Below are 13,386 nucleotides of genomic sequence, written 5' to 3'. Positions count from 1 at the left end.
CACCTACACGGCCGGTACCGCCAGCCGTGCGTACGGCGACGCCAACCCGGCGCTCACCGGCACGGTGTCGGCGGATGGTCTGGTCAACGGTGACGCACTCACTGGCACCGCCGGCTGGGCCAGCGATGCGGGGGGCCGCAGCAATGTCGGCAGCTACGGCGTGACCGGCAGCGGCGTCGGTGCTTCGCCGAACTACACGCTCACCAGCGTGCAGGCGGACAGCAACGCCACGGCGCTGACGATCAACCCGCGCGCGCTCACCGTCACCTACACGGCCGGCACCGCCAGCCGCACCTATGGTGACGCGAACCCGGCCTTTACCGGTACGGTCTCGACCAACGGCCTGGTCAACGGCGATGCGCTTACCGGCACCGCCGGCTGGACCAGCGACGCCGGTGTTCGCGCCAATGTCGGCAACCATGCGGTGATCGGCAGCGGCATCGGCGCCTCGGCCAATTACGCGATCACCAACGTGCAGGCAGCGGGTAACGCTGCGGCCCTGGCGATCACGCCGCGGGCGGTGACGGTGACCTACACGGCCAACCCGGGCACGCGGATCTTCGGCGCCCCCGATCCGGCCTTTACCGGAACGACCGCAGTGACCGGGCTCGTCAATGGCGACGCGCTCTCCGGCACGGCGGCCTGGGCCAGCACCGCCGCTTCGGGATCCGCCCCGGGTCTGTACGGCATCGTGGGATCGGGCCTGACCGGGTCGGCCAACTACACGGTGACCGACGTGCAGGCGGCGGGCAATGCCAAGGCGCTGACCATCCTTAGCGCGTTCGTCCCGCTGCCGGTGGTGAGCAATAGCCCGGCGTCCTCGATCGATACCGTCGTCCGCGTATCCGACGTCGCCGCGGCTGCACAGTCGCCGTCCATCCCCAAGCTCGTCGTCGATCCGACGCTCTGCCCGCGTGGTTGCTACATCGTCAGCACCTTCCGCGCGAACTGAACCCATGGAGACCAACATGAAGACGACCTGCCTTCGGCGGGCCACCGCCCTTCGCGCCCTGAGCGGCGCGGCCTTCGCCGGCAGCCTGTTCGCGCTGATGCCGGGTATCGCCCAGGCCCAGGTGATCGAGCGCAACCCCGCGCCGGCACCGCAGCCGCCGGCGCCGCTGGCCAAGCCGGACATCGCGCCGGATAGCGCGGCCGATGCCACGCCGCTGGGCATGAACCTGGCCAGCATCGTGGTGGGCGAGGGGGCGTCGATCGCCCCCGCTGCCCCCGGCGAGGTGACGCTACAGCTGGATCGCGCGATGCCCAAGCTGCAGCAGACGCTGCGCGGCTATCTCAACCAGCCGCTGTCGCTGAAGCTGATCGCGGCGATCAAGGCGGACATCGCCCGCGCCTGGCGTAACGCCGGCTATCCGTTCGTTCACATCACTGCGCCCGAGCAGGATCTGAGCGAAGGCCGGCTGGTGCTGCGGGTCGCCGAGTTCCGGCTCGGCGAGGCGCGCGTCGAGGGGACGAGCGAAGCCGAGGCGCGCCGCATCACCCGCAGCGTACGCCAGAAGGCCGGGGAAGCGATCGATTTCAACGGCCTTGCCGAAGATCTCGAATGGCTGAATCGCTATCCGTTCCGCCGCGTCGAGGCGGTCTTCGCCCCCGGCAAGGCAGCGGGCGACAGCGACGTGACCTACCGCGTGAAGGACGTTACGCCGATCAGCATGGGCGACGGCTATGCCAATTCGGGTTCGCCGCGCACCGGCCAGGGGCGCTATTTCATCAACGCGCTGGCGGGGCTGCCCGGCACGGACGTCTGGGGCAGCTATCAGCTCACCACCTCCGGCCAGCGCTGGTTCGACCTGGGCGACGGGCCGGCCGGATCGCGCCGCTATCTCAGCCACGCCGCGCGCGTCTCGCTGCCGATCGCGTCGCGGACCGCGGTGGAGCTGAACTTCGGCGACATCCGCTCGTCGCAGCCGATTCAGGCCTTTGCCTCGCGGCAGCATACGCGCGAATGGAGTCTCACCGCGCGCACCGCGCTGTCGAACATCGCGGCATCGCTGCCGGGCGAGATCAGTCTGGGTATCGACTGGAAGCAGCAGCGCTCGCGGCTGACCTTTGGCGCCGCCGACGTACTCCGCAACGCCTATGATGTCGGGCAGGTCGAACTCGGCTATGGCTGGCACGGCTATGACGCGCGCGGCGAGACCGCGGTGGACCTGATGCTGCACGCCAGCCCCGGCGGCCTGAACGACAAGAACAGCGATCGCGGGTTCCGGGTGGCTTCGCAGGGTGCCTTTGGCAACGCGCAGTATCTCTATGCCACGGGCTCGGTCTATCGCCGGACGGCGTTCGGCCGGATCTCGCTGGTGCAGGCGTTCGACTGGCAGTTCGCCGGTACCGCGCTGCCCCAGACCGAGCAGCGCGGCCTGGGTGGTCGCGGCCAGGTGCGCGCCTACACGCTGGACGACGGTGCCTTTGACCGCTCGGCGATCCTCCGCAACGAGGTGCGCTTCGCCGGCACGCCGATCGGCAAGGGCGCGACCGCCGTGCAGTGGACGCCGTCGCTGTTCGTCGAGGGCGGCTATGCCGGCCAGGCAGGCGGCAAGACCTCCAAGCTGATCGGCGCCGCCGGTGCCGGGCTCGACCTGTCGCTGGGCAATCACCTGTCGCTCTCCGCGGACGGCGCCTTCGCGCTGCGGGATCAGGGGGATACCAAGGCGGGCGACCTGCGCGGCAATGTGCGGGTGACCGCGCGCTTCTGACGCACCTCGCAGATCCTGCTCGACAGGAGGGGCGCGCACGGCCAGGCCGTGCGCGTCCCTTTTTTGCATGGGTCTCACCTTTGTGACATTCTATTGCTGATGGTGCAGCGCGATATTTCACGCTTGATACTATATAACATCCCAGATACGTGGGTCGCGATAATCATTTGGAAAGATGGTCCATGTCGCGTCGCGTGCTGCTTGCCTCCGTTTCTCTTGCCTTGCTCCCCGTGGCGGCGTTCGCCGATCCGCAGCCGGTCGCTGCCGAGAAGGAGGGCGATCAGGCGAAGAACGACGCGTCGCAGGTGCAGCAGGGCGCGAACATCATCGTGTCCGCGCCCTACCGGCAGAGCGAGACCGACGTGCTTTCGGGCACCTCGGTGGTCACCGGCGAGGAACTGACCCGCAACCTGCGGCCGACGATCGGCGAGACGCTGGCGCGCCAGCCGGGCGTTTCCGCCAGCTCGTTCGGCCCCAGCGCCTCGCGCCCGATCCTGCGCGGTTTCCAGGGCGAGCGGGTACGCATCCTTACCGACGGGATCGGCTCGATCGACGTGTCGAACACCTCGGCCGACCATGCGGTGATCATCGATCCGCTGCTCGCCGAGCGCGTGGAAGTGCTGCGCGGCCCCTCCGCCTTGCTGTTCGGATCCTCGGCGATGGGCGGCGTGGTCAATGTGATCGACAGCCGCATTCCGCGCAGCGTGCCGCAGAAGGGCTACCGCCTGAGCAGCATCGCCACCTATGGCTCGGCGGCGAACGAGCGTTCGGTCGGCGGGGCGGGCGACGTGGCGGTCGGCAGCCACCTCGTGCTGCACGCTGACGGCTCCTATTCCAAGTCCGACGACCTCAAGATCGGCGGCCATGCGCTGACTCCTGCGAAGCGCCGCGAGGCGCTGGTGAGCGCGGCATTGCCCGCTGATCCCAGCGACGCCGATCCGATCGACTTCGCCGCCAATGCCGCGGTGAAGAACCGCCTGCCCAACACCGCCGCCAAGACCTGGACTGCCGGCGCCGGCGCGGCGATCATCACCGATACCGGCACGCTCGGCATCGCCTATAGCCATTATGACAGCCTCTACGGCGTGCCGATCCGCTTTGCCACGCAACCCGGCCAGGAGCAGGAGGCGCCGCGGCTCAGCGTCGTCCAGAACCGGCTCGATCTGCGCGCCGAGGCCGATACCGGCGGCGGCTTCCTGCAGAAGGTGCGGCTGCGCGCCGGCTATGCCGCCTATCGCCATTTCGAGCTGGAACCCGATGGCGGCATCGGCACGGCCTTCTACAACAAGGGTCTGGAGGGCCGGCTCGAGCTGGTCCAGGCCGATCATGGCGCCTGGAAGGGCGCGAGCGGCGTGCAGTATTTCGCCCGCGACTTCGACGTGCAGGGCGACGAGGCGTTCCTGCCCAAGAACAAGACCCAGCAGGTCGGATTGTTCACGCTCCAGCAGCTCGACATGGGCGCGCTGAAGGCGGAGGCGGGCCTGCGCTACGAGTTCACCGATCTTTCGGCCAATCCGCTGCTGGGCGACCAACGCTTCTTCAGCGGCAAGCGGAGCTTCGAGGCGCTGTCAGGCTCGATCGGCGCGTCCTACGGCGTCAGCCGCGACGTCCGCATCGGCCTGAACCTGTCGCACACCGAGCGCGCACCCTCGGCCGAGGAGCTTTTCGCCAACGGCGCCCATGCCGGCACCGAGGCCTATGAGCTGGGCGATCCCGGGTTCCGGCTGGAAAAGAGCTGGGGGCTGGAAGCGACGCTGCACGCGCATGGCGATGGCTACAGCTTCGATGCCTCGGCCTATTACAACTGGTTCTCCAACTATATCAGTGACAACCAGACCCAGCAGGCGATCTGCGCGGCGGCCGCGGCGCCGAGCGGCCGCACTGTCGACCTTCCCTGTTTCCAGTTCACCCAGCGCGATGCGCGCTATTACGGGTTCGAGGCGGAAGGATCGGTGCGGCTCGCGCAGCTGGGCGACTATACCGTCAACCTCGATGCGCTGGGCGACTATGTCCATGCCAACATTGTCGACGAGGGGCCTGCCCCGCGCATCCCGGCACCGCGCGTGCTGGGCGGGATCGAAGCGCAGTCGGACCGGCTCACCGCCCGGCTCGAGGCCGAGCACGTCTTCGTGCAGAACCGCATCGCCGCGTTCGAGACGCGCACTGCGCCTTATACGATGGTCAATGCCACGCTGAGCCTGAAGCCCTTCCCGACGATGCCGGGCACCACCCTAACGCTTTCCGCCAACAACCTGTTCGACGTCGATGCGCGGCGGGCGAGCAGCTATCTGAAGGACTATGCGCCGCTCGCAGGCCGCGACCTGCGCGCGACGCTGCGGTTCAGCCTGTAGTCGTCGTCGCGTCGAGCAGGTCGCCGATCGTGCCCGTCGGGCTTGCCTCGGGGATCGCCGTCATCGCCGCGCTGATCTTGGCGGGATCGATCTGCTTGGCCGGCTGGGTGAGCAGGTCGAACGCCTGGGCGCTGGGCAGCGTCTTGAACGCCGCGCCATAGCGGGCGCGCAGCGCCTGCAGCTTGGCTTCCTGGTTCAGCATCGCCAGCGCCACTGCCTGGCGGAGTACGATCGCCTGTCCCGGCGGGGACAGCGCGCCTGGAGCGGGCAGGGTGGCTTCGTTCTCGGTGATGAAGGAGCCCCAGTTGCGGGTGCGCCAGTGGATTTCGCTGCGCACGCCCGCGCCGCCGGGCACGCCATCGAGCGCCGCCATCGCCGCGGCCTCGCGACCCAGCTTGTACAGGGCGATGGCCTCGATCCGCTTGCGATCGAAGCGCATCGCGTCCGAATAGCTTGCCTGTTCGGTGGCGTGGATGGTGTCGAGCGCCTTGATCGGATCGCCGGAGAGGATGAACAGCGTCGCCACCTTCACCGAAAGCGGGCCCTGCGCGACGTCCTGTCGGCGCTGCAACAGCTGGTACTGCAGCAGCTCGGCGGCACGCGGATAGAGACCCGCCGCTTCCAGCCGCTCGGCAAGGCGTACGGCAAGCGCGTCGCCTTCGGTACCCGCCGGCGCAAGTTCCTTATAGTCCCAGTAGAGCCCGGCCGCCTCGGGTAGCGGCGTGCCACTGTCGGGCGCCAGCATCTCGGTGAGCCAGGCCTGGATCTGCTTCAGCATCGGGCCGGAATCGCCTTCCGGCCGATAATAGCGGAACAACGTGGCGGCGCTGCGCAGCGCCGCGCGGTGCATGTTCTCGGCCAGCGCCAGCTGGTATTCGAGCTTCAGCGCGCCCTGTTCGGTCGGGCCGCCGCGCCAGCCATAGCGCAGAGCCTCCAGCTGCTTGATGCCCTCGCCGGGGCTGATGCGATGCAGTCGCAGATCACCCTCGATATGCGCGAGCTTGGCTTCGGCCTGGACCTCGGGCGTGCCGCTGAGTTCGGCGCGGGAAAGGCGGAACAGCCCTTCTCCTGGATCGCCCGAGGCGAGCAGCGCCTTGCCGCGCAGTACATTGGCCTGGGCATCCTGATCGCCGAACAGCTTGAGCCAGGCGATCGCCGCCTTGCCCTGGCCGATGGCGATCGCACCACGCGCGGCGGCGAGCGTGAAGGGCTTGCGCTCCTGTGGCGTGCGGCCGTTGATCGCGGGCACCGCGCAGTTGATCTGGCGCGCGGCGGCGGCGGCATCGCCGGTGCCTGCCAGTGCCCGCACCCGCCACGCACAGGCCTCCGCATTGCCTTCCAACTCGGGGAGCGACAGCGCTTCCACCGCATCGCGATAGTGGCCGATCATCACCAGCGCGGCGCCGGTGGCGAGCTGGAACGGCGCGACCAGTGCGAGATCCTCGTCGTCCGATTCCATCGTCTCGAGCACGCCGAGCGCTTCCGCCCCCATGCCGCGGCGGATCAGCGACCCGGCATAGCGCCAGCGGGCGAGCTGGCGGGTGTCCGGCGTGGCGTGGATGATCCCTTCCCAGGCATCTTCGTCGGTCAGCTCGGGCCAGGCGCGGCTGTCGGTAATCGTCGGCATCTGCGCGAGCACCGCGGCGAACGGAGGCAACGGCACGCGCGCGGCCGGGATCGGGGACGCCGTCTCGGCGACATGTTCCGCCGGCGCCGCAGCAGGGGCGGCGGGCGCATGCGCCGGTTCGCTGGGCGGCGCGGCCGCGGTGCTGGCGAGCAGCGACAGGATCAACAGACGACGCATCAATGCATCCCCGCCACGAAATAGGTCACGGCAGCCGCCCCCAAAACGCACGCGATGATGAAGATCAGTGCCGGGACGATCGGCAGCCCAGCCGAGGCGGCCGCTTCCGGCGTGCCCGGGGCCGCGTTCTGCGCGACCGTGGTGTCGACGGCATTGCCGCGGCTGGCGGCCGCATCGGCGACGACGCGCATCCGCGTGGGGCGTTGATCGTGGCTCATTTGGATTCCGTTAAGTGATTACCCCTTATTTATAGGAGGTGCGCGGCCGCAGCGGCGGCCCGAAACACACGGAAACAGGAGAAATTTGGTGCGCGGCAAGCAGACGCTGGCGATGCTCGGACTGGTGGCAGTGGCGGTTTCGCCGCTCCCGGCGGGGCGCGCCCTTGCTTCGGGCGGTGGCGGCGAAGGCGAAGGCGTGCATCTGGTGAAGATGGAGCCGATCGCCGTGCCGATCGTCGACTCGGACCGCGTCGCCGGCACCCTCAACTTCAAGCTGGTGCTCGAGGCGCATGACGCGGCGACGGCCGAGAAGCTGACCGCGGCGATGCCGAACCTGCGCATGGCAGCGATTGCCGGCGGCGTGGAATTCGCGCGACTCGATGCCTCGGCGCTGCGCGCGGTAAACGTCGCCGATCTCGACAAGACGCTGACCGACAGCCTCAAGACGGTAGCGCCGGACCTGAACCGGGTGCTGATCGTCGAAGTGGGCGCTTCCCAGAACTGATCGAATTTTTGCGGTAAAGATCGGGCGCCCCTCCCGGCTGCGGGAGGAGCGCCTTCTTTTTGCGTGTCAGCCCGGCTTGCGGCCGGAGACCGGGCCCGCCACGGCGGGACCGGCGGGCGCCGCTGCCGCAGGCTTGGCGGCACTCTTGCGGGCCAGCGCCATGCTCAGCGACGCGGCACCCTTGGGCGACATTGCGGCGAGGATCGCGGCGGTAGAGGCGGGCCGCATGCGCTGCGCCACCTTCATCTGCACTTCCATGTCCAGCTGCTCGAACACCGCCGCCGCCTTGGCAGGCTTCATCGCCTGGTAGATGCGAGCGAGTTCGTCGAACTGGGCTTCGGCGGGCGAGGGGGCGCCCGGCGCGCCCGGCACCGCGGCGGCATCCTTTTGCTGCGCCTCGACGCTGGCGGCGAGCCGTTGTTCGGCCGCCTTGGCCGCCTGTTCGCGCAGATCGAGCGCGCGCTGGCGCTTGGCGGCATCCTGGTCGCGCGCGCTCAGGTCCCGCTCGATCGAATTGCCGAGGCGCGTCTTGTTGCTGCCGTCCTGATCGCCGGTGGCGATGCTCGCGGCGTTGGCGACAGCGGCGATCGCCGACGCCGCCGCCATCAGCAACAGCAGGGAAGGGCGGCCCATTACGCCGCCTCGCGCGTGGCGGGCGTCTCGTCGACCGAAGCTTCGGCTTCGGCTTCCTCCGCGGCGGCTTCCTCGCTGGCGACGCGCAGGGCGTTGGCCAGGCTGACGGCCGAGACGATCCGCTCGCAGGCGGAATCGGCGATGCCGATCATGTCCGACAGTTCGTCGCGCAGGTCACGTGCCTGCTCGACCAGCCGTGCGTGGCGCGCGCAATCGGTGCCCAGCGTTTGCTTCATGTCCGAAAGCACGGCGCGCGCCTGCACGGTGGCATGGTCCAGCGCCTTCACCACATCGGTGAGGGCGCCGTCCTTCACGGCGCGCAGGCTGCGCATCATCCGCATGCTCTGGACGAGCACCGCGACGCACAGGATGATCGTCAGCACATTGGCGAAAAGCGCGATACTCATGATACTTTCTTCCTCGTGCGGGAAACGTCGTTGACCAAGCGAACGGCGACGCGGCCGCTGCGCTGGCCGATCTGGGCCTGGGCGAGCTTGATCTCGCCGCATGCCATGTCGAGCGCGTCGTCGGGGCTCTTGTCGAAGGCGATGGTCTGGCCGACCTGCAACTCCTCGAGATCGGAGAGCGGCAGCGACTTCTCGCCGAGCAACACGTTGACGGTCACGTTGGTCTTGCGGACCTCGGAGGCCATATGCGCCTCCCAAATGCTGTCGCGGCCGCTCTTCTCGCCCATGAAGCGCTGGAGCAGCTTGTGGCGTACCGGCTCCAGCGTGGCGTAGGGAAACACCATGGTGAAGCAGCCGCCGCGGCCGTCCATGTCCACCCGGAAGGTGGCGATGGCGCAGATGTTCGAGGTGGCGGCGATCGCGGCGAAGCGCGGGTTGGTTTCGATGCGCTCCAGCTTCATCGTCACCGGCTCGATCGGCTCGAAGGCGTCGGCGAAGTCGCGCAGCGCAGTCTCCAGCACGCGCGAGACCAGCGAGGTTTCGATCGGCGTGAACGCGCGGCCGTCGATCACCGTCGGCGTGTTGCTGCCGCGGCCGCCGAGCAGCGCGTCGACCACCGAATAGATCAGGCCCGATTCCACGGTGATCAGGCCATAGCTTTCCCATTCGGTGACCTTGAACACGCCCACCATGGCGGGGAGCAGCACGCGGTTCATGAACTCGCCGAACCGGGCCGAGGTCACTTCCTCCAGGCTGACGTCGATCGCGTCCGAGGTCATGTTGCGCATCGAGCTGGCGAAGCTGCGCACGACACGGTCGCACACCACTTCCAGCATCGGCAGCCGTTCGTGGCTGATGACCTTCGATTCGAGAACGGCGCGCAGGCCCTTCTTCTTCAGAACCGGTTCGCTGCCCCCGAACAGCGCGTCGATATCCGCCTGGTCGAAGCGGATGTCGTCGCCGCCAATCGGGGCTGCGGGCGGATCGGGGAGGTCGAAATCGTCGAGATCGATCATTGCTGGATCAGGTCCTGAATGAGCACTTCCTTGACCATGCCGGGGCCGAGCACGCGGGTGGCGCGCACCATCAGCTCTTCCTTCAGCCGGAAGACGGCGGCCGATCCGCCCAGATCCTCGGGCCGCAGCTCGCGCAGGAACGGCTGATAGGCATCGAGCACCATCGGCAGCTTTTCCTTGAGCGCCGCGTCCGTCGTCTTGGGACCCGGCACCAGCATCAGGTGCAGCTTGAGAAAGCGTGCGGCCCCGTCGGGCGAGCGCAGGTTGACCGAGACGGTGGGCACGTCGACGAGCTTGCCCTTGCCTTCGCCCTCCTTGCCGCCTTCGCCTCCCTTGGCCTCGCCTTCGCCGGCGGCGGCTTCCTCGCCATGCGCCGCCTCGGCTTTGGTCGCACTCTTGCCGCCCATGAAGAAGGCAGCACCGCCGCCACCCAGCGCCAGCGCCGCGGCGGTGGCGGCGCCGATGATGATCAGCTTCTTCTTCTTGTTGGGCGCTGGGGCTGCCTGCGCGCTCTTATCCTCGACGATCTCGGCCGACATAATAACCCTGGACCTTCCGAATTATCGGCCGCGGCGTCCGCACGTCCGATTTCCCTCTATTATAGAAGCGTCACCCGGCAATTTCTGCCTAGTGACCATTTTTCGAAGGACGGTCCGGTGGACATCTCTTCCTATGTGCTCCTCAGCCAGGAGCAGGCGCTTCGGCGCCGGATGGACGTGGTGGCGAACAACCTCGCCAACATGAATACGGTAGGATTCAAGCGCGAGCAGCCGGTGTTCCGCGAATATGTGGAAAACACGGACAGCGCGGTGAAGCCCGCCGAGAAAACGTCGTTCGTGCTCGACTATGGTGCCGTGCACGATTCCTCGAACGGCGCGTTCCAACCGACCGGCAACCCGCTCGACGTGATGATCGACGGCCCCGGCTATCTGGCGGTGCAGGCCGGCGACGGCACCACCGCCTATACGCGCGCGGGCTATGTGAAGGTGCTCGAGAGCGGCGAACTCGCCACTGCCGGCGGCCAGGTGATCCTGGGCGAGGGCGGCAAGCCGATCAAGATTCCGCCCGAGGAAGCCGGCAAGGTAAACGTCCATCCCGATGGCACGGTGATGGGCGAGAACGGCCCGCTCGGTCGCATCGCGGTGACGGTGTTCAACGACGAGGCGGTGGTCGATCCGCGCGGCAACGGCATGTTCACCGCCACCGGCGGGCGCGAGCTGCCGGCGAGCGACACCAAGCTGGTGAGCGGCGGCGTCGAGGGATCGAACGTCAACGCGATCGTCGAGACCACCGACATGATCCAGATCCTGCGCGCTTACCAGACCAGCCAGAGCCTTTCCAACTCGATGTCGGACCTGCGCAAGAACGCGATCGACAAGCTCGGCCGCGTCGGCTGATTTTCACGAAGGAATTCCCCTCATGCGTACGCTTTCCATCGCCGCGACCGGCATGCTGGCCCAGCAGACCAATGTCGACGTGATCTCGAACAACATCGCCAACATGAACACGACCGCGTACAAGAAGCAGCGCGCCGAGTTCCAGGACCTGCTCTACCAGCAGGTCTCGCGCCCCGGCGCCTCGACCGGCGGCGACACCAAGGTACCGGCCGGCATCCAGATCGGCTCGGGCGTGAAGACCGGCGGCGTCTATCGCATCAACGAGCAGGGCGCGCTGACGCAGACCGGCAATCCCTATGACATGGCGATCCAGGGCAAGGGCTATTTTCAGATAACGATGCCGGACGGCACCACCGCCTATACCCGCGACGGCTCGTTCCAGATCTCGGATCAGGGCGAACTGGTGACGCAGGACGGCTATCCGGTGCAGCCGGGCATCACCCTGCCGCAGGGCGCGCTCGAGTTCAGCGTGTCGAAGACCGGCCTGGTCGAAGTGACCGTCGCCGGCAACACCCAGCCGCAGCAGCTCGGCCAGATTCAGCTCGCCACCTTCATGAACGAAAGCGGCCTCGAAGCGAAGGGCGGCAACATGTTCGTCGAAACCGCCGCGTCGGGCCAGCCGACCGTCGGCTCGCCGGGCGATACGGGCATCGGCACGCTGACCCAGAGCTTCATCGAAGCCTCGAACGTTAATCCGGTGTCCGAAATCACGTCGCTGATCACCGCGCAGCGCGCCTATGAGATGAACAGCCGCGTGGTGAAGACCGCCGACGAAATGCTGGCGACGACCAGCCAGCTGCGCTGATGGCCGCGCTGCTGGCCCTGTTGCTGCGCGTGGCGGTGCCTGCCCAGGACGTGCCGGTGGCGGTGGTCCAGCAGTCGGTGGCGCGCGGCGAACGGATCGAAATGGCGGACCTCTCGATCGAGGCGCGCCCCGAGGCGAGCGCGCGCGGCGCGCTCCGCCCCGAAGAGGCCGTGGGGATGGACGCCTCGCGTGCCCTGTCTCCCGGCACGCTGCTCCGCCGTGGCGACGTGATGAAGCCGCAGCTGGTGAAGCGCGGCGAACCGGTGACGGCGCGGATCGTCTCCGGCGCGCTGGTGATCACCGCCGCCGGTCGTGCGCTGGGCGGTGGTGCCCAGGGCGATCCGGTGCGGATCGTCGTCACCGCCACCAACCGCACGCTCGACGGCATCGTCGACGGCACCGGCACGGTGCGGATCTCCACTCCCTGAGGGACAAGTACATGCGTAGGATCATTCTCGCGGTGGCGCTGACCGCCACGCTCTCGGGCTGCGGTGCAGTCGGCCGGCTGAAGGCGGTGGGCAAGGCGCCCAAGCTCACCACGATGGAACCGGTGGATTCGCCCGATGTCGAGCCGTCGCTCGCCTCGCCGCTCGATCGTTCGAACCGTACGCGGCCGGCCCAGCCCGCCACGGCGCCGACCGCGTCGCTGTTCCGCACCGGCGCGGGCGCCTTCTTCCGCGACCAGCGCGCGGGGCGGGTGGGTGACATCCTGACGATCAAGATCGCGATCGCCGACAAGGCCGATATCGGCAACAACACCTCGCGCACGCGCGGCGGCTCCGAGACCGCGGGCGTGGCGAGCCTGCTCGGCCTGCAGACGCCGATCAAGAAGCTGACCAACAGCGATCCGTCCAAGCTCGTCGATACCAGCTCGGGCTCGAAATATACCGGCGGCGGCACCACCAACCGGTCCGAGACGATCAACATGACGATGGCCGCCATCGTCACCCAGGTGCTGCCCAACGGCAATCTGATGATCCGCGGCCGCCAGGAAGTGCGGGTGAATTTCGAGATGCGCGAGCTGATCGTCACCGGCATCATCCGCCCCGAGGATATTGCCCGCGACAACTCGATCCAGCACAGCCAGATCGCCGAAGCACGCGTGATCTATGGCGGCAAGGGGCAGCTGACCGATGCGCAGCAAGCGCGCTGGGGGCAGCAGATCTACGACGCACTCTTCCCGTTCTGATCGCCAAAACAGCAAGATAGCCGAAGAAGGGGCTCGCCGTTCGTCACGGCGGGCCCTTTTCGCATTTACCGGATTTTTATCTTAATCATCCGCTAACCATCAAAATTTTCAGGGAAATTTTGGTACCTGCGATTTTCTTCCCACAATGGAAGTGCAGGGCGCACCAAGCGCCCGGCCGAGGGTCGGCGGTTCCGGCCCGGGTCGCAGAAGCGACTCTGTTTCCAAGAAGGAATATCTCATGTCTTTTTCGGTTAACACCAACGTCGGCGCAATGGCGGCTCTCCAGAGCCTGAGTGCAACCCAGAAGGACCTGGCGACCACGCAGAGCCGTATCAACACCGGCATGT

14 protein-coding genes and 1 pseudogene are annotated in these 13,386 nt (G+C 67.7%); 9 read left to right on the top strand and 6 right to left on the bottom strand.

Features of this window, described 5'->3' with window-relative positions; all coding sequences use genetic code 11:
• The 3 genes from SAZ01S_RS23995 to SAZ01S_RS08915 all read left to right on the top strand — a co-directional run.
• The coding region (locus SAZ01S_RS23995; RefSeq protein WP_174596101.1) for an MBG domain-containing protein at nt 1–952 on the top strand (952 nt) is incomplete at its 5' end.
• A gap of 16 nt (nt 953–968) precedes the next feature.
• Nucleotides 969–2,714, top strand: a complete 1,746-nt coding sequence (locus SAZ01S_RS08920) for a ShlB/FhaC/HecB family hemolysin secretion/activation protein (RefSeq protein ID WP_167693118.1) — start codon at nt 969–971, stop codon at nt 2,712–2,714.
• Between the two features lie 182 nt (nt 2,715–2,896).
• Nucleotides 2,897–5,065, top strand: coding sequence for a TonB-dependent receptor (locus tag SAZ01S_RS08915; RefSeq protein ID WP_084581926.1), 2,169 nt, complete (start codon nt 2,897–2,899; stop codon nt 5,063–5,065).
• Here the strand turns inward: SAZ01S_RS08915 and SAZ01S_RS08910 are convergent.
• Together SAZ01S_RS08910 and SAZ01S_RS08905 are read right to left on the bottom strand one after the other, a co-directional pair.
• Nucleotides 5,055–6,869: a hypothetical protein gene (locus SAZ01S_RS08910; protein WP_084581925.1), complete on the bottom strand. Its 1,815-nt coding sequence runs from the start codon at nt 6,867–6,869 to the stop codon at nt 5,055–5,057. The genes SAZ01S_RS08915 and SAZ01S_RS08910 overlap by 11 nt on opposite strands.
• On the bottom strand, nt 6,869–7,087 hold the full coding sequence (locus tag SAZ01S_RS08905) for a hypothetical protein (protein WP_245824731.1): 219 nt from the start codon (nt 7,085–7,087) through the stop codon (nt 6,869–6,871). Before SAZ01S_RS08905 ends, SAZ01S_RS08910 begins: the two co-directional genes overlap by 1 nt.
• An 88-nt stretch (nt 7,088–7,175) precedes the next feature.
• Between SAZ01S_RS08905 and SAZ01S_RS08900 the strand changes: the two genes are divergently transcribed.
• Nucleotides 7,176–7,592, top strand: coding sequence for a hypothetical protein (locus tag SAZ01S_RS08900; RefSeq protein ID WP_084581923.1), 417 nt, complete (start codon nt 7,176–7,178; stop codon nt 7,590–7,592).
• A gap of 66 nt (nt 7,593–7,658) precedes the next feature.
• Here the strand turns inward: SAZ01S_RS08900 and SAZ01S_RS08895 are convergent, their stop codons facing one another.
• From SAZ01S_RS08895 to SAZ01S_RS08880, 4 genes are read right to left on the bottom strand one after another with little or no spacing between them, the layout of a single operon-like run.
• Nucleotides 7,659–8,225 (bottom strand): MotE family protein, encoded by a 567-nt coding sequence (locus SAZ01S_RS08895; protein WP_084581922.1) that lies wholly within the window; start codon nt 8,223–8,225, stop codon nt 7,659–7,661.
• Nucleotides 8,225–8,632, bottom strand: coding sequence for a DUF6468 domain-containing protein (locus tag SAZ01S_RS08890; protein ID WP_084581921.1), 408 nt, complete (start codon nt 8,630–8,632; stop codon nt 8,225–8,227). The genes SAZ01S_RS08895 and SAZ01S_RS08890 overlap by 1 nt, the downstream gene beginning before the upstream one ends.
• Complete coding sequence (gene fliM, locus SAZ01S_RS08885; protein WP_084581920.1) at nt 8,629–9,648, bottom strand: flagellar motor switch protein FliM; 1,020 nt, start codon at nt 9,646–9,648, stop codon at nt 8,629–8,631. The genes SAZ01S_RS08890 and fliM overlap by 4 nt, the downstream gene beginning before the upstream one ends.
• Nucleotides 9,645–10,187 carry a flagellar basal body-associated FliL family protein gene (locus SAZ01S_RS08880; RefSeq protein ID WP_084581919.1) on the bottom strand — a complete coding sequence of 181 codons (543 nt, stop codon included), beginning with the start codon at nt 10,185–10,187 and terminating at the stop codon, nt 9,645–9,647. The genes fliM and SAZ01S_RS08880 overlap by 4 nt, the downstream gene beginning before the upstream one ends.
• Nucleotides 10,188–10,304: 117 nt before the next feature.
• Here SAZ01S_RS08880 and SAZ01S_RS08875 point away from each other — a divergent pair, with 117 nt between their 5' ends.
• The 5 genes and pseudogenes from SAZ01S_RS08875 to SAZ01S_RS24410 form a co-directional block, all read left to right on the top strand.
• The gene (locus SAZ01S_RS08875; protein ID WP_084581918.1) at nt 10,305–11,045 is read left to right on the top strand and encodes a flagellar hook-basal body complex protein; all 741 of its coding nucleotides are present in this window, start codon (nt 10,305–10,307) and stop codon (nt 11,043–11,045) included.
• A 22-nt stretch (nt 11,046–11,067) separates the two neighbouring features.
• Entirely contained in the window at nt 11,068–11,850 is a 783-nt protein-coding gene (flgG, locus tag SAZ01S_RS08870; RefSeq protein WP_084581917.1) for a flagellar basal-body rod protein FlgG, read from the top strand.
• On the top strand, nt 11,850–12,278 hold the full coding sequence (gene flgA / locus SAZ01S_RS08865) for a flagellar basal body P-ring formation chaperone FlgA (protein WP_084581916.1): 429 nt from the start codon (nt 11,850–11,852) through the stop codon (nt 12,276–12,278). The genes flgG and flgA overlap by 1 nt, the downstream gene beginning before the upstream one ends.
• A gap of 11 nt (nt 12,279–12,289) precedes the next feature.
• Nucleotides 12,290–13,039 carry a flagellar basal body L-ring protein FlgH gene (gene flgH, locus SAZ01S_RS08860; RefSeq protein WP_084581915.1) on the top strand — a complete coding sequence of 250 codons (750 nt, stop codon included), beginning with the start codon at nt 12,290–12,292 and terminating at the stop codon, nt 13,037–13,039.
• 238 nt (nt 13,040–13,277) lie between these two features.
• A pseudogene (locus SAZ01S_RS24410) lies at nt 13,278–13,386 on the top strand (flagellin); the annotation flags it as partial.

The organism is Sphingomonas azotifigens NBRC 15497, from assembly GCF_002091475.1.
Classification (GTDB): Bacteria; Pseudomonadota; Alphaproteobacteria; order Sphingomonadales; family Sphingomonadaceae; genus Sphingomonas; species Sphingomonas azotifigens.
Note: the sequence above shows the minus strand (reverse complement) of the source record. Positions and strands in the feature narration are given on the sequence as shown.